The organism is Mycobacterium sp. NGS24, from assembly GCF_059813065.1.
Genome location: NZ_JCALDW010000002.1, coordinates 1 through 21,888, shown reverse-complemented (window position 1 = coordinate 21,888; position 21,888 = coordinate 1). Strand labels below are relative to the sequence as shown.

Here is a 21,888-nt window from a genome sequence, read left to right as displayed (position 1 = left end):
GTCATGTCTACCCGGCGGGTGATCGCGCGCTGTCGGCGAGTACCCGACGACTGTCGGAGCGGCGCCTGGTACGGCGCCGCTCCACAGCCCGGACCCGACCCGGTCTTGGAGAGCAGCTACTGCCCCCAGCCGCCGGCGTGGGGTGGTGCCCAGTGGGTCGGCAGGGGCGCCACCGCGTGCGGTTGTTTCGGACGGAAGAACAGGGCGCCCGCGACGGCGCGGTTGCGCAGCGCCGACGCCCGCCAGGTGTTGACCGGATGCGACGCCACCATGTTGGACAGCCAGACGAAGAATCCGGTCTCCGACTCGGCCCGGTCCGCCATCCCGTCGAAGTCAACCCAGCGCAGCAGGTACTTGCCGGCGCTCAAGACCCCGATGGCCCGCCGGGCGCCTTCCGGATGGAACGCGTACCCGTAGTTGTCCGCGGTGTACTCCATCGACCGGGACAGCGCCTGGCCCAAGAACGGGATCTTCATGGCCAGCTGGCTCAGCTGCCGCCAGTAGGAGGCGTGTCCGGCCGCGATGTGTCCCACTTCGTGACCGATGACGAAGGCGAGTGCCTCCGGGTCGCGCGCCTGGCCACCGACCTCGAACAGATCGCTGTAGACCACCACGTAACGGCGGAAGCCGTGACCGCTGGCGAAGGCGTTGATCTGGCCGTTGCCCAACACCACGTACGCGTCGGGGATTTCGGTGAGCCCGAACCGCTGCGCGGCCTGCGCCACCAACCAGTAGCCATCCGGAAACTGGGTGGGCGACATCTTGACGCCGTTCGTGCGTTGCCGGCCGTAGTTCAAGCCCCTGGCCAGGAACAGCACCAGTGGTGTGGCCAGCACCGAGAGCCACAGCAGGCTGCCGTGACCGGTCAGTACCACGACGGTGGCGATCAGGTAGAGCACGACGCTGGACAGGATGACCAGGACCAGCAGGCCGATCTCCCACGGGTGGCGGCTGGGCAGTTCCCGATAACCCACTGCACCGGGCGGTGCCCCGTGATGCGATCCGGGCGGATGATGATGTATCGGCGAATCGACGATGGCCATGACGGTCCCTGGGCTCCTGTGTGAAGTCGTTGCTCCGGTTGTGCACGGGCGACCATCAGCCTCCGGGCCCGCCCTTACAGGATTCTCTATAAATCCTTGGAGCGCGCTAAATCCTTGGCGTGCGGGCCCCGGACCGTCTGCTCTGCGGCGCCCGTCGTTTCCTATCATTGGCTATGCACGCCGGCGCGCTGACGATCGCGCGATCGCCCGCGTTCACCGCCGAGGAAGTGGCCCGCTACCGCGCCGCGGGCTGGTGGTCGGAATCCACCTTGTCCGACGCGGTGCGGCGCAACGCCGAACGCCGGCCCGGTCGCACGGCCTACTGCGACCAGCGGGACGACCTGGCCACGACCACGCTGACCTGGCCCGAATTTGATGCTGCGGCGACCGCGCTGGCCCGGCAGCTCGCCGAGCACGGTGTGCGGCGCGGTGACCGGATCGGAGTCTGGCACGGCGATTCGGCGGCCCTGCACGTGCTGTTCGTCGGCGTCGAACGATGCGGCGCCGTCGTGGTCGGCATCGGCGCGCGCGCCGGCGCACGAGAAGTCGCCCAGTTGTTGGTGGCCACCGAGCCGAAGTTGGTGATCTGCGATCACCAGCGCGGCGTCGCCGCGGCGGGGGTGGTGGGCGGTAGGACAGTGCTGGTGTTGCGGGACGACCTGCGGTTGGATGATCGCGGCGGCCGGCCCGGCGCGGTGGGCGTCAGATCGCAGCTGGGACCCGACGACGTGTTCCTGATCAACTCCACCTCAGGGACCACCGGTCTGCCGAAGTGCGTGGTTCACACGCAGAACCGTTGGCACTACTTTCACCAGAAGGCCGTCGGCAATGGGCAGCTGACGCCCGAGGACGTGTTCCTTCCGGTGATACCGATGCCTTTCGGGTTCGGCATCTGGACCAGTCACACCACCCCGATCTATCTGGGTGCCATGGCGGTGATTCTGCGGCGGTTCACCACCGCGGCGGTGTGCGAAGCCGTCGCGCGGCACCGGGTCACTGTATTGTGCTGTGTCAGTACGCAATTGACGATGTTGATGGCTGACCCCGACACCCGCGGGTACGACTTGAGTTCGCTGCGGGTGGTGTTCACCGGTGGGGAAGCGCTGCCGTACCGCCCGGCGGCGGAATTCGAAGAACTGACTGGCGCGACAATTCTGCAGTTCTATGGCTCCAACGAAACCGGCGTGCTCAGTGGGACCACGCTGGACGACCCGCCGCGTCAACGGCTCCGCACCGGCGGTCGGATCATCCCGGAGATGTCGGTCCGGCTTTTCGACGGCGACCGCGATGTCACCGAGACCGGGCGCGGTCAGCCGGCCTGCCGCGGTCCGGCGACCAGCCTGGGGTATCTGAGCGGTTTGGCCGGCGACGCCGACCATGACGCACTGTTCACCCGCGACGGGTGGATGCGGATGGGCGACATCTGCCAGATCGACTCTGACGGATACCTGACCGTCACCGGCCGAACCTCGGACTTCATCCTGCGGGGCGGCAAGAACATCAGCGCCGCCCAAGTCGAGGATGCGGCGATGACGCATCCCGCACTCGCGGTGACCGCTGCCGTCGCGATGCCCGACCCGGTGTTCGGCGAGAAGGTGTGCCTCTACGCCGAACTCGTCGATGAGCGGCGTATCGAGTTGCCCGCACTCGTCGAACACCTGCTGGCACTTGGCGTTTCGAAAGAGCTGCTGCCCGAACGGCTCATCGTGCTCGACGAGCTGCCCCGTTCGTCCGGGGGAAAAGTGGCCAAAGGTCAACTCCGTGAGGATATTCGGCGCAGAATGGAGACAGGCGATGAGTGAACCGCAAGCGCGACAAGGCGGGTTGCAGGTATGGGCGCCGGCGGTGCTGCCCCCGATCGGAGTCGACCTGTCCGATGAACAGGCGCTCGCGGTGGCGTTCCGTCATCTGGCGTCCATCGGGTTCGCCGAGAACATGGCCGGGCACATCACCTGGCAACTCGACGGTCGGACCGACATGTTGGTCAACCCGTGGGGGTTGTGGTGGCAGGAACTCACCGCCTCCGATATCTGTGCGGTGGACTCGGACGCGCGGGTGATCCGGGGCCGGTGGGACGTCACCCCGGCGATCCACATCCACACCGAGCTGCACCGGGTCCGCGACGACGCGCGGGTGGTCATCCACAATCACCCGTACTACGTGTGCGTGCTGGCCGCACTGGGCAGGTTGCCCGAACTCCTGCACCAGACCGGGGCCCTGTTCACCGACGACCTGTGCCTGGTCGAGTCCTACGGCGGGGAAGTGGACAGCCCCACTCGCGCAGCAGATCTCGCGGCACACATCGGTGGCGCCAACCTGACGATTCTGGCGAATCACGGTGTCATCGCCACCGGGCGCACCCTGCCGGAAGCCGTCTATCGGGCGGCATCCATTGAACGGGTGTGCCGACTGGCCTACGACGTGCTGCTGACCGGCCGCGAACCGGCACAGATGCGGTGGTCGGACATGGCCGGCATGCAGGCCTCGCTGATCGAACGTGCCGCCGATGTCTACTGGGCGGGTGCGGCCCGCATGACGATCAAAGCCGACCCCGATGTGCTCAGCTGATTCCGGCTCGCCCCAACTGAGGAGGCCCGCGACGTGAAATCGATTGACGACCTGGCCGGCGACCTGAACTTCACCACCGCCAAGACGGGGGAGGACCGCTCGGTCACATTGCTGCCGGATCCGCCCCGAGCGCGACGGCACTACACCCTGATCTCGGTGGACGATCACATCGTGGAACCGCCGGACACCTTCACCGGTCGGTTGCCGCGCAAGTTCGCCGACCGCGCCCCGAAAGTCGTCGACACCCCGCAGGGCGGACAGACCTGGGTGTATGACGACCAGATACTGCCCAACGTCGGCTTCAACGCGGTGGTGGGGCGGCCGGTATCCGAGTACGGGTTCGAACCGGTCCGGTTCGACGAAATGCGCAGGGGCGCTTGGGATATCCATGCGAGGGTCGCGGACATGGACCTCAACGGCATCTACGCGTCGCTGAACTTTCCGTCGTTCCTGCCGGGGTTCGCCGGGCAGCGGCTGCAACAGGTGACCAAGGATCGCGACCTGGCCTTGGCCGCGGTGCGGGCCTGGAACGACTGGCATCTGGAAGCCTGGGCCGGGCCCTACCCCGACCGGATCATTCCCTGCCAACTGCCCTGGCTGCTGGATCCCGAACTCGGCGCGGCCATGATCCGCGCGAACGCCGAACGGGGTTTCCACGCGGTGACGTTCAGCGAGAACCCTGCGCTGCTCGGGTTGCCGAGCATTCACTCGGGACACTGGGATCCGGTGATGGCGGCCTGCGCCGAGACCGGCACGGTGGTCAACCTGCACATCGGCTCGTCCGGTTCGTCCCCGTCGACCACCGAGGACGCCCCGCCCGACGTGCAGGGTGTGCTGTTCTTCGCCTACGCGATATCCGCTGCGGTGGACTGGCTGTACTCCGGGCTGCCCAGCAGGTTCCCGGATCTCAGGATATGCCTGTCCGAAGGCGGAATCGGCTGGGTGGCCGGGTTATTGGACCGGCTGGACCATATGCTGAGCTACCACGAGATGTACGGCACCTGGCAGGCGTTGAAGGAAAAACTCACTCCCGCAGAGGTTTTCACCCGCAACTTCTGGTTCTGCGCGGTGGAGGACAAGTCCTCGTTCGTCCAGCACAACCGGATCGGCATGGACAACATCATGCTGGAGGCCGACTATCCACACTGCGACTCGACGTGGCCGCACACCCAGCGGACCGTTCACGAAGAGATCGGCGGGCTGCCGCCCGAAGTGATCCGGAAGATCACCTGGCAGAACGCATCCCGGCTCTACCAGCACCCGGTGCCGGCCGAGATGCAGCGCAACCCCGACGCATTCTGAGCGGGATCGCCGGGCCCGGGTGGGCGCCGAAGCGTACCGCTGCACGACGACCCGTCCGTGGTGGCTATATCAGTCCGTTCACACCGTCGGCGCCGAACAGGAGTCCGCCGGTGCCCCCGGTCCCGGCCGTGGCGCCCGGGTTGACGCCGAATCCGGCGTTGCCGCCGTTTCCGCCGTTGCCGAACAGCTCGGCGTCGCCGCCGTTGCCGCCGTCGCCGGCCACGAAGCCGGTGCCGTCTCCGCCGGCCCCACCGGCTCCGCCCCCGCCGATGAGTGCGGCGTCGCCGCCGGCGCCGCCCTTCCCGCCAGCTGCCGAGCCCGACGACCCGCCTGCGCCGCCGTCGCCACCATCGCCGATCAGTGCTGCGGCGGTACCGCCTGCGCCACCCGCTCCACCGCCGGCGTTGCCGGTCCCGCCGCGTCCGCCCCCGCCACCGCTGCCGACCAGTCCCGCGGCGTTTCCACCGGCACCACCGGCACCCCCGGCAAGTTGCCCGTCGCCGCCGGTCCCACCGCTGCCGCCATCGCCGTAGAGCATGCCGGACCCGCCGCCGTCCGCTCCCGCTCCGCCGTTGCCGGTGGCCGACAGCCCAGCCCCACCGTTTCCGCCGGCGCCGCCACCGCCGATCAGCAGCCCGCCGGCCCCGCCGGTGCCGCCGCTGCCGCCGGTGTTGAGGCTGGCACCGCCGGCTCCGCCGTCCCCTCCGGTGCCGAAGAAGCCGGCCCCACCGACGCCGCCGGTGCCGCCGGTGCCTCCCCGCACGTCACCTTGGCCGCCGTCGCCGCCGTGCCCGCCGGCGCCGAACAGCAGTCCGCCGGCTCCGCCGACGCCACCGGTGCCGCCGGTGCCACCGGTGCCGCCCTGGCCGCCGGAGCCACCGGCCCCGCCGCTGCCGAACAGCGACCCTCCTGCTCCGCCGGCCCCGCCGTTGCCTCCGAGACCGCCGAAGCCGAGACCACCGCTGCCCCCGGCACCGCCATGTCCGAACAGCAGTCCGGCGGCCCCGCCGTTGCCGCCCGCCAGGAGGAACCCGCCGGCGCCGCCCGCCCCGCCGTTGCCGACCAGCAGCCCGCCCCGCCCACCGTTGCCACCGATACCGCTGTCGCCGAGACCACCCAGCGTGCCGGCCCCGCCCGCCCCACCGTTGCCGATCAGGCCGGCTGCTCCGCCGTTGCCACCCCGTTGTCCCAGGGCCGACCCCGACCCGCCGGCCCCGCCGTTGCCGTACAACAATCCACCGGCGCCGCCGTCGGCACCCGATCCGGGGGCGGCATTCGCTCCGTTGCCGATCAGCGGGCGTCCCAGCAGGGCCTGGCTCGGCGCGTTGATCAGGTCGAACACACTCTGCAGGGGTGCTGCCGCGGCTGCCTCGGCGCTGGCGTAGGCGGTGCTCGAAGTGGCCAGGGCCCGCACGAACTGGTCGTGATAGCGCCCCAATTGGGTGCTCACCGTCTGATACGTCTGGCCATAGCTGTTGAACAGTGCTGCCACGGCGCCCGAGATCTCGTCGGCGCCGGCCGCGAGCAGCGTCGTCGTAGGTCCCGTCACCGTGTTCCCGGCGGCGCTCAGGTTGGCGCCGACGCCGGCAAGATCTGTTGCGGCATAACCGATTTGCTCGGGTACGGTGGTTAGGAACGACATGGTCTCCTCCTGGCTCGATGCCCAGTTCCGCGTTGGCTAACTGTAGGTGAACTCGACTCGGTCCAGGCGTTTTTCGACCATTCGAGGATCAGGTGACCCACTCGGGCTGCGCGTCGGTCTCGACGGCGGAGAAATCCTTATGTCCCAGGCCGGCGACACAGCCGCCGTCGACCACGAACTCCGAACCGGTGGAGTAGCTGGATTCGTCGCTGGCCAGGTAAACCACCAGGCTGGAGACCTCCTCGGGTTCGGCGGCCCGGCCCAGGGCGGTCTGGAAGATGTCTTCGGGCACCCATTCGGTCATCGGCGTCTTGATCAGGCCGGGATGGATGGAGTTCACCCGGATTCCACTGGGCCCCAACTCGAGTGCGGCGGATTTGGTCAGGCCCCGAACCGCGAATTTGGTGGCCGTGTAGCCGTGGCAGGCGATGGTGCCGGCCAGGCCCTCGATGGAGGAGATGTTGATGATGGACCCGCGGCCCGCCGCCTTCATCGGTTTGACCACCGCCCGGATGCCCAGGAAGACGCCGGTCAGGTTGATGTCGAGAATGCGCTGCCATTCGGACAGCGCGTAGTCCTCGAAGGTTCCGATGTTGATGATGCCGGCGTTGTTGACCAGGATGTCGAGGCGGCCGAACTCGCCGAGCGCGGTTTCGACGGCAGCGTCCCATTGTTCGGGCTGGGTGACGTCGAGGTGCAGGTAACGGGCGGCGTCGCCGACTTCTGCTGCGACGGCGGCGCCCTCGTCGTCGAGGATGTCGCCGAACACCACTTTGGCTCCTTCGGCGACCAGCGTCCGGACGTGGGCAGCGCCCATGCCGCGGGCGCCACCGCTGATGAGGGCAACCTTGTCGGCCAATCGATTCGGCATGGACTCTCCTCGGAATCGAGACGTTGGGTGTGCCGGTAATCGTGGCACACGGTGAAATCAGCGGTGTCCGCCTACCGGGGAGCCAGTGTGGAGTGCCCGGGTGCCCAACACCCAGACGTACCGGGTGTTCGACGAAGTCGACTAGCGTCTTTGCTATGGAACTCACCGGCAAGACTGTCCTGCTCACCGGCGCGACCGGCGGCCTCGGCCGCGCGATCGCCAAGGCACTCGCCGACAGCGGCGCCCGGCTGATCCTGAGTTCACGCAAGCAGGACGAACTCGACGAACTCTCGGCTTCGCTTGCCGGCCAAGGGCACCGGACGGTCGTCAGTGACCTCGCGGAGCCCGGCGCCGCACCGGCACTGCTGGCCGATGCGGGCGAGATCGACGTATTGGTCGCCAACGCCGCGCTGCCGGCGTCGGGCAGGTTGGACACTTACAGCGCCGAGCAGGTCGGCCGGGCGTTGCGAGTCAATCTGGAAGTGCCGGTGCAGCTCACCCGCGAACTGATCCCGGCGTTCACCAGGCGCGGATCGGGGCACTTCGTCTACATCTCGTCGATTTCGGGCAAGGCAGCCACCGCCCGCGCATCGTTGTACGCGGCAACCAAGTTCGGGCTGCGCGGTTTCGCGCTGTGCCTGCGCGACGACCTGCGCTCGGCCGGAATCGGTGTGTCGGTCGTTAGCCCCGGTGCGATCGGCGGCGCCGGGATGTTCGCCGATTCCGGTGCCGCCGCGCCGCCGCTGATCGGCACCGGAAAGCCCGAGCAGGTGGGCGACGCGGTGGTCAAGGCGATCCGGCAGAATCGCGGCGAGATCACCGTCGCCCCACTGCGCCAGCAGGTACTGGCGCGGTTCGCGGCCAACGCCCCCGAGCTGGCGTCCCGTCTGGGTGGCGATATCGCGGCTAAGGCGGCTGACCAGATCGCCGCCGGGCAAACCGACAAACGGTGAGGTAGTGGCATCCTGGCTTGGTGGGAGTGCTGTTTCGGCTGATCGAGTTGCTGCTGCTGGTGTTACCGCTGGTGGGGTTGATTGCAGCCGGTATCAAAGCGCTGTCGTCCTTCCAGCGGCCCGGCCGCGCGCAGGGCTCCGCCGCGTCCGAAACCCCTGCCGTGCGCAGCCAACCGACCGCAACGCCGGCGGCGCACTGGCGGGCCGTCAGACGCGCACTGGACGCACACGAGCAGACCGATGCCCGTTGGCTGGAGTACGAATTGGACCTATCGCGGCTGCTGGACTTCCCGGTGATGACCGATATGCGCAATCCGCTCACCATGAAGTTCCACAAGGCGAAACTGCGGGCAGACCTGCACAAGCCGGTGCGTGCGGAAGATCTCTTCGACGACCGGGACGCCGCGGGGCGCTACCTCGATGCTGTCGAGGACTACGTCACCGCGTTCGACGCCGCCGAAGCCGAAGCGATGCGCCGGCGCACCAGCGACTTCTCCACCGAGGAACAGCAGCGTCTGGTGCGGGCGCGGAGCCTGTTCCGGGTCGCCGCGGACGACGGCGCCACCGCCCAGGAACGCCAGCGCGCCTACGCGTTGGCGCGTACCGAACTCGACGGTCTGATCGTGTTGCCGGCAACCACCCGGGCGGGCATCGAGCGTGGTATCGCCGGCGAGATCGATCGTTAGGAGCTGTCGTTCTTCAGGCGCACCATCCGGGTGGTGGTGCTCTCGTCGAGGTCGACCAGATCGCTGCGGGACCGCAGGAAGTCGCTGAAAGACTTGAATCCCAGGGACTTTTCGCTGAATGACGGGTTCATCCGTTTCATTTGTGCTTTGACGATGGAATTGTGCAGCCAGTCGGCATCGTCTTTTTCCTGGCTGATGCGAAGGGCGCGCTCGAGCAGCCCGGTCGCGGCGGCCTGCGGGTCGGGCGCCGGCGCCTCGTCTTCGGGTTCGGCGGCGCTGGCGTGGCGTCCGCGCTTGCGCGGCGGGGGCGCGGCGGCGGTGGTGGAAATCCCGGGCAGTGCGTCATAGGTGACGAACTCGTCGCAGGCGGCCGCCAGCGATCCGCTGCTGGCGCCGGCCACGCCGATCCCGACCACGTAGCGGCCCAGTCGTTTGCAGCGTTGCGCCAGCGCGATGTAGTCCGAGTCGCCACCGACGATCACCACGTGCGTCAGGTCCGGCAGCCGGAACATGTCCTCGACGGCGTCGACCGCCAACCGGATGTCGGCGCCGTTCTTGCCGTAGGAGGCCGCCGGGAACAGCTGAACGAGGTCGACGGCGCGCCCGACCAATTGGCCGTGGTAGTTGGCGTTGACCTCCGCGGACCAGTCAGCGTATGCGCGGGTGAGCACCAGCGTGCCGAACGAGGACGCGAAATCCATGATCGCGCCCAGGTCGACGGTGGCCACCCGCAGTTTGTCTTTGTCCAGGCCCTTGGCCTTGTCCCGCTGGAAGGTGTTGCGGCCGTGCACCTGGTCATAACGCGAGATGACGATGTTGTCGAAGTCGAAGTAGACGGCGACGCGGGTTGCGCTGGAGTCGGTCATCCGGCCATCGTCCGTCATCAGCGGCCCACACACGAATACGCGGTGCCCCGTTCCTCGCGCACCCACAACGACTCGGCCGCACCGATGGCGGTCCCTTCGGCGATCAACTGGCGTTTAAGCACCTTGTGGGTGGCGGTGCTGGGCAGCTCGGCGGCGATCCGGAGGTACCGTGGCCACGCCTTGCGCGACAGGTCCGGCTGCGCGTCGAGGAACGCTTCGAAAGAGTCGGGGTCGAAGGCGCGAGCTTCGTGCAGCACGATCGCGGCCATTACCTGGTCGCCCACCCGTCCGTCCGGAACCGCGTACACCGCCACCCGGTTTATTGCGGTGTGCCGCAACAGAACTCGCTCGATAGGTGCGGCCGCCAGATTTTCCCCGTCCACCCGCATCCAGTCGGCGGTGCGCCCGGCCAGATAGATCCAGCCCTCGGCGTCGCGGTAGGCGAGGTCACCGGACCAGTACATGCCGTGCCGCATCCGTTCGGCGTTGGCTTCGGGGTCGTTGTAGTAGCCGGCGAACAGTCCCGAACCCGTCGTGTTGACCAATTCACCCACGGCTTCGTCGGCGTTGAGCAGGGCGCCGTGTTCGTCGAAGCGGGCCGCCGGACACTCGGTGACGGTGTCGCTGTCGTAGACCGCGACGCCGGTCATCCCCTTTCCGATCGAACCGGGCGGAGTGCCGGGTTCGCGTACCACGATGACCGCGTTCTCGGTGGAACCGAAACCGTCCTCGACCCTGGTGTCGAAGCGCCGTGCGAACTCCTTGATGTCCTTCTCGTTGGCCTCGTTGCCGAAGGCCACCCGCAGCGGGTTGTCGGCGTCGTCGTCCCGTTCGGGAGTGGCCAGGATGTAGGCGAGCGGTTTGCCGACGTAGTTCATGTAGGTGACGTTGTGGCGGCGGATGTCGCTGAGGAACCGGGTTGCTGAAAATTTCGCCGGCACCATGGCGGCACCGGAGACCACAGCCGGCGCCCAGCCGGCGACCACGGCGTTGGAATGGAACAGCGGCATGGACACATAGCAGGTGTCCGCCGCGGTCAAGGCGAAGCGGTCGGCGAGATTGCGCCCGGCGAACACCGGCATCAGGTGCGGGAATTGCACAGCTTTCGGATTGCCGCTGGTACCCGATGTGAAGATCATCATGAATGCGTCCATCATCTCGACCTGGCGGTGGGGGACCAGTGCGCCCGCACCGGCGATCATCTCCGTCCACTCCGGGGTCGAGGTGTCGAGGACCAAGGTGTCGCCCAGATCCAGGCCATCCAGCAGCGACCGCTGCTCGGCATCGGTGACGACGATCTGACAGTCCGAGCGCCGGATGTCGGCGGCCAGCGCCGCGCCCCGGCGGGTGGTGTTCAGTCCGCACAGCACATAGCCGCCGAGTCCGGCCGCCGCCATCTGCGTCAGCATGTCCGGCGTGTTGCCGAGCAACGAGCCGATGTGCAGCGGCCGGTCCGGGTCGGCAACAGCCAGCAGGGCGGCGGCCTGGGCTGCGGACTTGGCCAGGTATTCACGCCAAGTCCATTGCAGGTCACCGTATTTCACCGCGATTGCCGGATCGTCGAGTCGCTGCCGCAGCAGCGATTGGATTGTCTCGGTCATGGGTTCGGGTCCATCCGTCATCGGTGGTGCGCATCGAGGTAGTTGCTCAGGATCTCCACGAGGGCCCGGCGCTCCTTGCTGGTGTCCACCGGTCCGGGCATGACCAGTTGGCCGGCGACCATGCCGCGCAATGTGGTCAGTAGATGTCCGCCGATGGCGGCGCTCTGGGTGGGGTCCAGGTCACGGTCGAGGGCGGCGCCCAAGGCGTCGAATGTCTTCCCCAGTCGTTTCAGATGGCCGGTGGCGGTGGTGCCGCGGCTGGCGCGGGTGCCGATCAGGATCTCGGTGGCCGCGCGCGCGGCGGGGCTCGACATCGCCTGCCACGCCGCGCTCACCACCGAACTCACCCGTTCGCGGGTCGGGGTGTCCGGCGTGGCGGGCGGCAACGACTGCAGGGCGTCGAGCAACTCGCTGAACCCGCGGTCGACCACCGCCATCAGCAGTCCGTCGCGGTCACCGAAGTGATACTGGATCACTCCCCAGGTGACGCCCGCGGTGTCGGCGATGTGTCTGCCGCTGGCGGCGGCGATTCCCTCGTCGAGCACGATCTGGACCGTGGTGTCGATCACCGTGGCGCGAGTGCGGTGCGCCCGGATCTGGTTGCCGTGCGCGGGCCGAGTCGGGGCGATTCGTCGCGACGTCACTGTGCGAAGACCTGGATGCAGAACATTGCACCCGTCAGGTTATTCCAGCCGTGCGCCTCGCTGCACGGCGGATCCGGTCCGGCGAGTCCTATGCTTGCCCCAATGGCCGAGCAGACGACGTGCGCAATCATCGGGGGCGGCCCGGCGGGCATGGTGCTGGGTCTCCTACTGGCCCGCGCGGGCGTGGACGTCACGCTGCTGGAGAAGCACGGCGACTTTCTGCGCGACTTCCGCGGTGACACGGTGCACTGCTCGACGATGCGGCTGCTCGACGAGCTCGGGTTGTGGGAGTCGTTCTCGGCCTTGCCATTTACCGAAGTCCGTAAAGCGGCGTTCAATTCGAATGGCCGATCGGTGACCTACATCGACTTCGAGCGACTGCGCCAGCCGCACCCTTTCATCGCGATGGTGCCGCAGTGGGATCTGTTGAACCTCCTTGCCCGTGCCGCCCGTGCCGAACCGGCGTTTTCACTGCGGATGAACACCGAAGTCACCGGGCTGATGCGCGAGGGCGACCGGGTCGTCGGCGTGCAGTACCGGGGTCCGGACGGGCCCGGTGAACTGCGGGCTCACCTGACCGTCGCCTGCGACGGCCGCTGGTCGATCGCGCGTCACGAAGCAGGACTGCGTGCGCGCGATTATCCGGTGAAATTCGATGTGTGGTGGTTCAAGTTGCCGCGCGACGACGACACCGAATTCTCTTTCCTGCCGCGTACCGCGCCGGGCAAGGCGCTGGGAGTCATCCCACGCGAGGGGTACTTCCAGATCGCCTACATCGGCATCAAAGGCACGGACGCACAGTTGCGCGCCCGGGGCGTGGCGGCATTCCGCCGCGACGTGGCCGCGTTGGTGCCCGAGGCGGCGGAGTCGGTGGACGCGCTGGCCTCGATGGACGACGTCAAGCACCTCGACGTCCGGGTGAACCGACTGCGCCGCTGGCACTGCGACGGGTTGCTGTGCATCGGGGACGCCGCACACGCGATGTCACCGTTGGGGGGCGTCGGGATCAACCTGGCGGTGCAGGACGCGGTGGCGACCGCGACGATCCTGGCCGAACCGTTACTGGCGCGGCGGGTCACCGGCCGTGAGCTGGCAGCGGTGCGCCGACGCCGCATCCTTCCCACCGCGGTCACCCAGTTCGTGCAGCGGATTCTGCACCGCGGGCTGCTGGGCCCGCTGCTGCGTGGGGCTGACCCGGCTCCGCCGGCGGCTTTGCTCACCGTCGTGCGGCGGTTGCCCTGGTTGACGGTGATTCCGGCGTACTTCATCGGGGTCGGAGTGCTGCCCGAGCATGCGCCGGCATATGCCCGTCGCCCGTGACGCTGTGCTCCGGCCCACTATCGGGTCGCGATTCGATTCCCGCCGGTATGGGTAGCCATCAACAGTGACATGGCTCCACGAGCCGAGAGGGGACGCAACGTGAATATCAAAAAGACGGCAGGAACAGCACTGATCGCGGCCGCCCTGGGCGCCGGATCGCTCGGCCTGGGCATCGGTACCGCGCAGGCAAAACCAGGCCCGCACATCCCGGGCCCGCCGCCGATTCCGCCCGGACAGGTGGACGGGTGGCAGCAACTGCCGCCTGGGCAAGTCAAGCAGTTCTGCCCGTGGCAATCGCCTCCTGGCCACTGGATCGGTGGCCCGCACGGCATCCCCTGCACCTGATCAGCCGAACACCGCTAGGGGCATTTCCGCGGTATAGCGCGGGTCGACCCGGGGTGGGTTCTCTATCAATGTAGAGTTCGTTCGTGCCCCCAGTCAGGGATAAGCGCCGTAAGCCGAACTCCGGCGAGCGCCGCCGCGACCTGTGCGACGCGGCGATTCAGCTGTTGGCCGACGACGGTGCCAAAGGTTTGAGCCACCTGAAGGTGGACCGCAAGGCCAATGTCCCCGCGGGTACCACGTCGTTCTACTTCCGCACCCGATCAGCCCTGTTGCTTGCGGTGGCCGAGCGGCTGACCGAGTTGGACCTCGCCAACCTGCAGGCGGTGGCGGACGAGTCCGACACCGGCCGGGCGCAGCGCTCGCCGTCGCTGCTGGCGCAGGTGGTGATCCGGTCCGGCCACGAACCGGAGTTGTCCCGGACCCGGGCCAGGTACGAGCTGACGATGCAGGCGGCCCGCGATCCGGAATTGGCAGCCACCCTGGCGCAGGGGACGGACGCCTTCACCAAACTGCATCGGGAGATTCTGGTGCAACTGATGCCGCGCGGCGCCGAAATGGAATCCGCCGTCATCGAAGACCTGAGCAACATAACCTTGACCTTCATCAACGGTCTGTTGGTGCGTTTTGCCCACGGCGACCGGATCGTCGACAGCGCCGAACAACTCGACACAATCCTGGCGGCCCTAGCCACCGGCATTCTCAAGAGCCCGGCGAAGGGACGACTGACGGGCACCGGCAACCCGGCCCCGGCTGGCCGGCGCGAGACCTAGGCGCCCCGGCTTCGGCGCGGCACGCCGTGTCGGGGTCTTGCCTCGGAACCCGCCGTGTGGTTCTCTACGAGTATAGAGAATATTCCTATGGCGGCCTCGGTGAGAGCCCGGACCGATTGCCTGTCAAAGCAGTGCGCCACGCAACCTTCCGGGCGTCTCCGGCAGGTGAAAGGGTCGGCGGCAGGAGGGTTTTCGTGACGGCAAGCACCGACACTCAGGTCCACTTCGATCCCCACCAGGTCGGTCTGATCGCCGACCCGTACCCGATGTTCGCGCGGCGATGACCGGCCGGGTCGCGGGTAAGGTCGCGCTGATCAGCGGGGCCGCGCGGGGCCAGGGCCGCTCCCACGCGGTGCGACTGGCCCAGGAAGGTGCCGACATCATCGCGGTCGACATCTGCGGACCGGTCGAAAACATGGCCTACCCGCATTCCACGCCGGCAGATCTGGACGAAACCGTCGACCTGGTCACGGCTCTGGGTCGGCGCATCGTGGCCGTACAGGTCGACGTGCGTGACTACGACGCGCTGAAGTCCGCGGTGGACGGCGGGGTCGCGCAACTCGGCCGACTCGACATCGTCGTCGCCAATGCCGGCATCGGCACTTTCGGCAACAAACTGCACAAGATCCCGGAGCAGATCTGGCAGGACATGATCGACGTCAACCTCTCCGGCGTCTGGAAAACTGTGAAAGCCGGTGTGCCACATGTGATTGCCGGAAAACGGGGCGGTTCAATCGTGCTGACCGGCTCAGTCGGATCACACAAGGCGCTTGCCTACACCGGCCACTACATCGCGGCCAAGCACGGCGTCATGGGATTGATGCGCAGCTTCGCCGTCGAACTGGGGCAGCACATGATTCGCGTCAATTCGGTGCACCCCAGCCAGGTCAACACACCGATGACGATGAACGAGGTGACGTTTCGGCTGTTCCGGCCGGATCTGGAGAACCCCGGCCCCGAAGACTTTGCCCCGTTTTCGCAGATGACGCACACGTTGCCGGTCCCGTGGGTGGAGGCCGTCGACATCAGCAACGCGGTGCTGTTTCTCGCTTCGGACGAATCTCGTTATATCACCGGCGTTTCGCTGCCCGTCGATGCCGGCGCGCTCCTCAAGTGATCCCCGACTCAACCAAGTAACAGAACTGGAGAACTGATGCCCGAGTACGACTACGAAGAGCTGAAAAAAGAAGCCGAGCAGTACATCAGGTTCGAAAAGGACGTCAAGAACCGGATCGCGTACATCACATTCGACCGGCCCGAGGCACAGAACTCCACCACACTGGGGATGCGGCAGAACTACGCCGACATCATCCACAAATGCAACGTGGACGACGAAGTCAAGGTGGTGGTGATCCGCGGTGAGGGCGAGGATTTCGGCAGCGGCGGGGACCTGCCCGAACAGCGCGGCATGCTGGAGAACCCGGGCATGCCGCTGCTGCACGAACTCGCGATCAACGACGACGACGTGAAGTACCCACCGGGCGGGTCGTACCGCTACCTGTCCACCGTCACCGACTTCTACGCCAAGGCGAAGGCCGGCAACCGTCCGCTGCAGGAACTTCGCAAGATCAGCATCATCGAGGCCAAGGGTTACTGCTACGGCTGGCACTTCTATCAGGCCGGCGATGCCGACCTGGTGATCTCCTCCGACGATGCACTGTTCGGTCACCCCGCGTTCCGCTACGTCGGCTGGGGCCCGCGGTTGTGGTGGTGGGCCGAGACGATGGGCCTGCGTAAGTTCTCCGAAATGCTTTTCACCGGAAGGCCGTTCAGCGCCAAGGAAATGTACGAGTGCGGGTTCGTCAACAGCGTCGTGCCCCGCGACAAGCTGGAAGCCGAGACCGAGAAGTACGCGCTGGCGTGTTCGCGTTCCCGCCCGACCGACACCGTCGCGGTGCAGAAGACGTTCCTGGAGCTCTACAAACAGCACAAAGGTGAGTACTTCGGCAGCCTGCTCACCGGCATGGTGGAGGGCATGCTGCCGATGATCGCCAACGACGCGCAGGAGGTCGACCTGACCGCGGGCACTTTCGAGAAGGGCCTCAACAACGTAGTCAAGGACAACGACCTGAACTTCCCGCCGGAGTGGCGGCTCAGTCGATCGGGACGCAAGAAGCCCTGATCGTGTCGGTGGCGAGGGCATGTCGGCACTGAGCGGCTTCCGGGTCGTCGAGCTCGACGACTCGGTGGCTGCCGAGTACTGCGGCAAGTTGCTGTCCGACTTCGGCGCAGAAGTCATCAAGGTCGAGGCGCCGGGCAGTGGCAGCCGCACCCGCGCGATGGGACCGATACTTGCCGAGGGGTGCGACGGCAGCGCCTTATTCGGCTATCTGAACACCAACAAATACTCGGTCGCGCTCGATGTCGACGACGCGCAGCTGCACCAGCTGCTCCGCGGAGCCGATGTCGTCCTCGGGGCCGCGCACCTGGCGGAACGCCACCCTGAGGCCGTGTTCTGCACGATCAGCCCGTTCGGCCCCGGTGACTTCGACAATGCCAAGAGCATCAACGTATTTCAGGCCAGTGGCTGGGGTTACCACACACCCAGCCACGCCGGCCCCGCCGAGCCGCCACTGCAGGGTCCCGGACACTTTCTCCCCGACTACGAAGCCGCACTCGATGCAGCGTTGTGCATCGGCTCCGCACTGTTCCGGCGGCTGCACGGCGGCCAGGGCGAATCGATCGACATCTCCACACAGGCAGTGCTGGTCTCCCGCGCCGACTGCATCGTCGGGCGGTTCGTCGCGGGCGAGGACGCGGCCGGCGCTGACCGCAGTGCCTACGACCAGCGCGGTCCGGCATCGTTCTTCCGGTGCGCGGACGGTTACGTCTACCTGTACGTGACCAGCCGAGCCCATTGGCTGGGTGTCAAGGCGCTGCTGGATCATCCGAGCTGGCTGGACGCGTTCGACGACGACTGGCTGGAATTCTCGGTGACCGCGCAGAAGGTCGCCGCCTTTCAGCGCGGCTTCGCCGAGTGGGTCCGTGTCCTGGACAAAGACGTCGCCACCGACCGCGCTCAGCGCCTGGGCGTGCCGCTGGTCCCGGTCAACGAGGCCGGCGATCTGCACCGATCCGCTCAGTACCGGCACCGCCGCTATTTCACAAAGCTGCGCCATCCGGTATTGGGCACCGGCTCCTATCCCACCGTCCCGTACACGCTGAGCGCTTCTCCGGCCGAGATCGCCGCTGCTGCACCAACTCTCGGACAACACACACAGCAGATCACCGGTCGTGACCCGCAGCGCGCAGTTCGGCCGGCGCTCGCCCCACTCAGGTCACCGAGGCACCCGCGCGGTGGCCCCCTGGAAGGGGTGCGCGTCGTCGAGCTCACCAAAGTGTGGGCCGGGCCCTACGCGGGCAAATTGCTGGCACTGCTGGGCGCCGAGGTGATCAAGGTCGAGACCGCAACCAACCCGGAGGAGATGCGCGCCTACGGCGGCACCGACATCGACCACGCGCCGTATTTCCTCAGCATCAACCCGGAGATCCGCAGCGTCGACCTCGATATCAAGTCTCCCGGCGGCATGAGGCGACTGCGCGAGCTGATCGCGCACAGCGACATCGTGCTCAACAACCTGCGTCCCGGCGCAATGGAGCGCCAAGGTCTCGGCTATCAGCAACTCGTGGCGATCAAACCGGACATCATCTCGGTGTCGATCAAGATGTGGGGCAATGACGGCCCACTGGGCCACCAGACCGGTTACGCGCCGTGTTTCGCAGCACTGGCTGGCCTGGCCGCGCTGGTCGGGTATCCCGGCGGGCCACCACGCGGCGCCAGCATGCGCTACGGGGATTCCACCGTCGGTGCGGCAGCGGCCTTTGCAGCCGTGGTGGCGTTGGTGCATCGCACGGTAACCGGCGTCGGGCAGTTCGTCGACGTATCCGCCGTGGAAACCTTGTCGTCGATGATCGGGGACAGTCTGCTCGAACAGAGCCTGACCGGAAGACGGCTCGGCCCCGTCGGCAACAACCATCCCGACCTGTGCCCGCACGGCTGCTATCCGTGCGCAGACGGTGCCTGGATCAGCATCGCCGTCGCCAACGAGGCGGAGTGGCAACGACTTTGCCGGGTACTCGAGGTGCCCCTGCTGGCCACCGACGTGCGATACGCGACATTGCCTGATCGGCTCGCGAACGCCGGGGCCCTCGACGACGAACTCGCCTGCCGCACCCGCGATCACGACGCCGCCGTCCTGGGCGAGCGATTGCGGGAAGCCGGCATCGCAGCGTGCAAGTGTGCCACGTCCTCGGACGTGATCGGCGACCAACGACTCTGGGATCGCGGGCTGTACCGGTTCGTCAGCGATCACCGCGAAGGTCAACGGCCGATCGTCGGTCCGTCGTGGCGATTGGCCCGATGCCCGGCGGACATCACCCGCGGGGCGCCGTGTCTGGGGCAGGACACCGATGACGTGCTGACCGAGCTGATCGGATCATGACGGCGACACTGGCCGGCACCGCGGCGCTGGTGACCGGCGCCAGCAGCGGTATCGGCGCCGCGACAGCCAAACTCCTTGCCTCGCAAGGGGTCGCAGTCGCATTGCTGGCCCGGCGAGCCGATCGCCTGCGCGCCCTGCAGACCGAGATCGAATCCGCCGGGGGCACGGCGCTGGCGGTACCCGCCGATGTCACCGACTCGGCGCAGGTGGCGGCAGCCGTCGAGCGGGCCGTCGTTGAACTGGGGCGGCTGGACATCGTGGTGAACAATGCCGGTCTGATGCAGTCCGGACCCGCGACCGAGGCGGCGCTGCAGGACTGGGACGACATGGTGGCCGTCAATATTCAGGGCGTGCTCTACGTCGCCCGCACGGTCCTGCCGTATCTTGTTGCCGCCGCTGCGGATTCACCGCGCGGAGTCGCCGATCTGGTTACCATCAGCTCCACCGCGGGCTGGGTGGCCCGGCCCGGGACGGCGGTCTACTCACTGACCAAGTTCGGAATCAACGCGTTCAGCGAAGGCATCCGCCAGGAGATGATCGCCAAACGGGTCCGCGTCGGAGTGGTGGGCCCCGGCACCGTCGACACCGAGATCTTCACCCACCTCACTGAGCCCTCGCGTGCCGCATTCGAACGCCAGACCGCCGATATGGTCAAACTGGTGCCGGAGGACATCGCTGACGCGGTGCTGTACATGGTCAGTCGCGACCGGCGGGTGGCCGTCAACCACATGCTGGTGCGGGCCGCCGAGCAGACGTGGTGACCCCCCGCCTGCCAGCCGACCGGTGGGTGGTTGGCGACGGCTCGGCGTTGCCGATCCCCGTGCACCCGGATGCGTTGCGTGCCGGCGGGCAGCGCTTTCTGACCGACGCCTTCCGGGCCTCGGGTGCGTTGTCGCCGGACAACTGCGTGACCCGCATCGTCGCCTGCAACGAGATCGGCGGCGGCAGCACCGGGCGTAAGGCGGCGCTCTCAGTCGAATACCGCCGGCCCGAACCGGGCGCGCACACCGAGTTGTTCGTGAAGTTCTCCCGCGACCTCGACAATCCCGTTCGCGACCGCGGCAGAACCCAGATGGAGCCTGAAGTTCGGTTCGCCGCACTATCGCGAACACCCGGTTTCCCCATCGCCGTGCCGGACGTGCTGTTTGCCGACTACCAGCAGGCCACCGGCACGGGAATACTGATCACCGAACGAATCCCGTTCGGCGCCAATGGAATCGAACGCCATTACCACAAATGCCTGGACTACGACATGGTGGCACCCGTCGAGCACTACCGGGCGCTGGTCACCGCGCTGGCCCGACTGGCCGGCACGCACCGCTCCGGGCGGTTACCGGACCGACTGACCGCACGCTTCCCGCTGGACGTGCAGTCGGCCACCGTGGGGGAGCGTGCGGACCACCGCGCCGGACAGCTGGAGCGACGGTTGGTCCAACTGCGTGAATTCGTCGGGACCCATCCCGGGTTGCTTCCCGCGAACGTCCGCGATCGGCAATTCCTGGCTCGCCTGGACCACGACGTGCCGCGGGTCGCCGCACATGAGGCGGTCGTGCTGCGTGCACTGGCCGGCGACGCCGACTACATCGCACTGTGTCACTGGAATGCCAACGTGGACAACGCCTGGTTCTGGACGGGTGCGGACGGTGTCCTCAACTGTGGTCTGCTGGATTGGGGTTGCGTCGGTCAGATGAATCTGGGCATGGCCCTGTGGGGAGCCATGTCGGGTGCCGAAATCGGTGTGTGGAACTGTCATCTCGGCGAACTGCTGGACATCTTCGTCGCGGAGTTCGTCGGCAGCGGAGGCCCACGGCTGGACCCGGACCGGCTGCGCCGGCACCTGCTGCTGTACGCGGCGGTGATGGGTGTTGCCTGGTTGTTGGACGTGCCTGCGTTGATCCTCCGCCGCTTCGGTGCTGATGTGCCGGAGAACCGCAAGGATCCGCGCATCCGGGACGACGAAAGCGTGCGCGCACCGCTGCAGATGTTGTCGAACCTGCTGAACCTGTGGGAGCAGCACCGCGTCGGCGGGTTGCTGGACGAACTTCTCGCCGAAGACGCTCAGCGCTGACTCGATTCAAGCCCCTCGACGAGTCGACGATCGCGCCGACGTCGCGGTGAGCAGGCGCGGTGCCGAAGGTCCGGCAACGACGATCCGAAGCTGCCGCTGGTGACGTGCTCGGCCGACCCCAAGCCGGCATACCTGCTGATTTATCTCTTTCGGCGCAGGACGCCAAGCTGGAGGGCCTACGTCGCAGCCCAGGACGGGCTGTCGGACAGTACCGCTGCGGCACCGTCAGTGATCAGCACGGTGTCGCGACGCAATACCCCGCCCAACCCCCGCTGCCACACGTACCCGGTGATCGCCAGCACCATTCCGGTCGCCAGGCACTCGTCGTCCGTTGCGAGACAGAGTTTTTCGGTTACCACGGGCGGATCGAAACCCAGCCCGAGTCCGTGCGCGACGGGCATCGGCGGCAGCGGCTCGCCGACGGCCGGATAAGCCGCGAGCAACCCCTGCACCGGAGCGCCGGCACGACAGCCTGCAATGAGCTTGTCGTGCAGGGCATTTGAGCGTCGGTAGAGATCGCGAACGGGCTCACCGGCAGCCTGGCCGGCCGGCCAGGTCCGGGCGATCTCGGCCACGTAACCGTCGGCCAGCGCACCGGCGGAGAACGCGACCAAGTCTCCCGCGCGTATCTCGGTCCCGGCGCGACGCCACGGGTCTTCGTGCGACGTCACCCAGGTGCAGTCCTGGGTGGCCGGCGTGCTGACGCCACCGGCGGCCATCGCCTCGAGCATCGCGCCGGTCAAAGTCTGCTCGGCAACCCCCGGTCG

At 67.4% G+C, this 21,888-nt stretch carries 20 protein-coding genes; 13 read left to right on the top strand and 7 right to left on the bottom strand.

What is annotated here, in order from left to right; translation table 11 throughout:
* Positions 1–116 precede the first annotated feature (116 nt).
* A complete protein-coding gene (locus AC5Y6Y_RS03195; RefSeq protein ID WP_463825346.1) occupies positions 117–1,043 on the bottom strand; it encodes a M48 family metallopeptidase in 927 nt (308 codons plus the stop codon).
* A gap of 173 nt (positions 1,044–1,216) precedes the next feature.
* Between AC5Y6Y_RS03195 and AC5Y6Y_RS03190 the strand changes: the two genes are divergently transcribed.
* Genes AC5Y6Y_RS03190 through AC5Y6Y_RS03180 form a run of 3 tightly spaced genes read left to right on the top strand, consistent with a single transcriptional unit; the run spans position 1,217 to position 4,913 of the window.
* Complete coding sequence (locus AC5Y6Y_RS03190; protein ID WP_499918638.1) at positions 1,217–2,845, top strand: class I adenylate-forming enzyme family protein; 1,629 nt, start codon at positions 1,217–1,219, stop codon at positions 2,843–2,845.
* Entirely contained in the window at positions 2,838–3,611 is a 774-nt protein-coding gene (locus AC5Y6Y_RS03185; protein WP_463825348.1) for a class II aldolase/adducin family protein, read from the top strand. The genes AC5Y6Y_RS03190 and AC5Y6Y_RS03185 overlap by 8 nt, the downstream gene beginning before the upstream one ends.
* A gap of 33 nt (positions 3,612–3,644) precedes the next feature.
* A complete protein-coding gene (locus AC5Y6Y_RS03180) occupies positions 3,645–4,913 on the top strand; it encodes an amidohydrolase family protein (protein ID WP_499918641.1) in 1,269 nt (422 codons plus the stop codon).
* Positions 4,914–4,977: 64 nt separating this feature from the next.
* On the opposite strand, the gene AC5Y6Y_RS03175 is transcribed toward AC5Y6Y_RS03180, so the two are convergent.
* On the bottom strand, positions 4,978–6,555 hold the full coding sequence (locus tag AC5Y6Y_RS03175; protein ID WP_499918643.1) for a PE family protein: 1,578 nt from the start codon (positions 6,553–6,555) through the stop codon (positions 4,978–4,980).
* Positions 6,556–6,643: 88 nt separating this feature from the next.
* The gene (locus tag AC5Y6Y_RS03170) at positions 6,644–7,426 is read right to left on the bottom strand and encodes an SDR family oxidoreductase (protein WP_463825351.1); all 783 of its coding nucleotides are present in this window, start codon (positions 7,424–7,426) and stop codon (positions 6,644–6,646) included.
* A 155-nt stretch (positions 7,427–7,581) separates the two neighbouring features.
* Here AC5Y6Y_RS03170 and AC5Y6Y_RS03165 point away from each other — a divergent pair, with 155 nt between their 5' ends.
* Both AC5Y6Y_RS03165 and AC5Y6Y_RS03160 read left to right on the top strand, forming a co-directional pair.
* Complete coding sequence (locus AC5Y6Y_RS03165) at positions 7,582–8,379, top strand: SDR family NAD(P)-dependent oxidoreductase (RefSeq protein ID WP_499918645.1); 798 nt, start codon at positions 7,582–7,584, stop codon at positions 8,377–8,379.
* A 20-nt stretch (positions 8,380–8,399) separates the two neighbouring features.
* Positions 8,400–9,065, top strand: coding sequence for a hypothetical protein (locus tag AC5Y6Y_RS03160; protein WP_499918647.1), 666 nt, complete (start codon positions 8,400–8,402; stop codon positions 9,063–9,065).
* Here the strand turns inward: AC5Y6Y_RS03160 and AC5Y6Y_RS03155 are convergent.
* The 3 genes from AC5Y6Y_RS03155 to AC5Y6Y_RS03145 are packed head-to-tail and all read right to left on the bottom strand — an operon-like array spanning position 9,062 to position 12,176.
* Positions 9,062–9,931 (bottom strand): NYN domain-containing protein, encoded by an 870-nt coding sequence (locus tag AC5Y6Y_RS03155; protein WP_499918648.1) that lies wholly within the window; start codon positions 9,929–9,931, stop codon positions 9,062–9,064. The genes AC5Y6Y_RS03160 and AC5Y6Y_RS03155 overlap by 4 nt on opposite strands.
* A gap of 17 nt (positions 9,932–9,948) precedes the next feature.
* Complete coding sequence (fadD1, locus tag AC5Y6Y_RS03150) at positions 9,949–11,532, bottom strand: fatty-acid--CoA ligase FadD1 (RefSeq protein ID WP_499918650.1); 1,584 nt, start codon at positions 11,530–11,532, stop codon at positions 9,949–9,951.
* 17 nt (positions 11,533–11,549) lie between these two features.
* Complete coding sequence (locus AC5Y6Y_RS03145) at positions 11,550–12,176, bottom strand: TetR/AcrR family transcriptional regulator (protein WP_463825357.1); 627 nt, start codon at positions 12,174–12,176, stop codon at positions 11,550–11,552.
* Positions 12,177–12,278: 102 nt separating this feature from the next.
* Here AC5Y6Y_RS03145 and AC5Y6Y_RS03140 point away from each other — a divergent pair, with 102 nt between their 5' ends.
* The 8 genes from AC5Y6Y_RS03140 (at position 12,279) to AC5Y6Y_RS03105 (ending at position 21,121) form a co-directional block, all read left to right on the top strand.
* Complete coding sequence (locus AC5Y6Y_RS03140; protein WP_463825358.1) at positions 12,279–13,496, top strand: FAD-dependent oxidoreductase; 1,218 nt, start codon at positions 12,279–12,281, stop codon at positions 13,494–13,496.
* Between the two features lie 99 nt (positions 13,497–13,595).
* Positions 13,596–13,841 carry a hypothetical protein gene (locus AC5Y6Y_RS03135; protein ID WP_463825359.1) on the top strand — a complete coding sequence of 82 codons (246 nt, stop codon included), beginning with the start codon at positions 13,596–13,598 and terminating at the stop codon, positions 13,839–13,841.
* A gap of 83 nt (positions 13,842–13,924) precedes the next feature.
* Entirely contained in the window at positions 13,925–14,611 is a 687-nt protein-coding gene (locus AC5Y6Y_RS03130) for a TetR/AcrR family transcriptional regulator (RefSeq protein WP_499918652.1), read from the top strand.
* Between the two features lie 280 nt (positions 14,612–14,891).
* Positions 14,892–15,728, top strand: a complete 837-nt coding sequence (locus AC5Y6Y_RS03125; protein WP_463825361.1) for a mycofactocin-coupled SDR family oxidoreductase — start codon at positions 14,892–14,894, stop codon at positions 15,726–15,728.
* Between the two features lie 36 nt (positions 15,729–15,764).
* Entirely contained in the window at positions 15,765–16,733 is a 969-nt protein-coding gene (locus AC5Y6Y_RS03120) for an enoyl-CoA hydratase/isomerase family protein (protein WP_463825362.1), read from the top strand.
* 19 nt (positions 16,734–16,752) lie between these two features.
* On the top strand, positions 16,753–19,053 hold the full coding sequence (locus AC5Y6Y_RS03115) for a CaiB/BaiF CoA-transferase family protein (RefSeq protein WP_499918654.1): 2,301 nt from the start codon (positions 16,753–16,755) through the stop codon (positions 19,051–19,053).
* On the top strand, positions 19,050–19,814 hold the full coding sequence (locus tag AC5Y6Y_RS03110; RefSeq protein WP_463825364.1) for an SDR family NAD(P)-dependent oxidoreductase: 765 nt from the start codon (positions 19,050–19,052) through the stop codon (positions 19,812–19,814). The genes AC5Y6Y_RS03115 and AC5Y6Y_RS03110 overlap by 4 nt, the downstream gene beginning before the upstream one ends.
* A 26-nt stretch (positions 19,815–19,840) precedes the next feature.
* Positions 19,841–21,121, top strand: a complete 1,281-nt coding sequence (locus AC5Y6Y_RS03105) for a hypothetical protein (RefSeq protein ID WP_499929481.1) — start codon at positions 19,841–19,843, stop codon at positions 21,119–21,121.
* Positions 21,122–21,297: 176 nt separating this feature from the next.
* Here the strand turns inward: AC5Y6Y_RS03105 and AC5Y6Y_RS03100 are convergent.
* The coding region (locus tag AC5Y6Y_RS03100) for a M24 family metallopeptidase (protein ID WP_499929362.1) at positions 21,298–21,888 on the bottom strand (591 nt) is incomplete at its 5' end.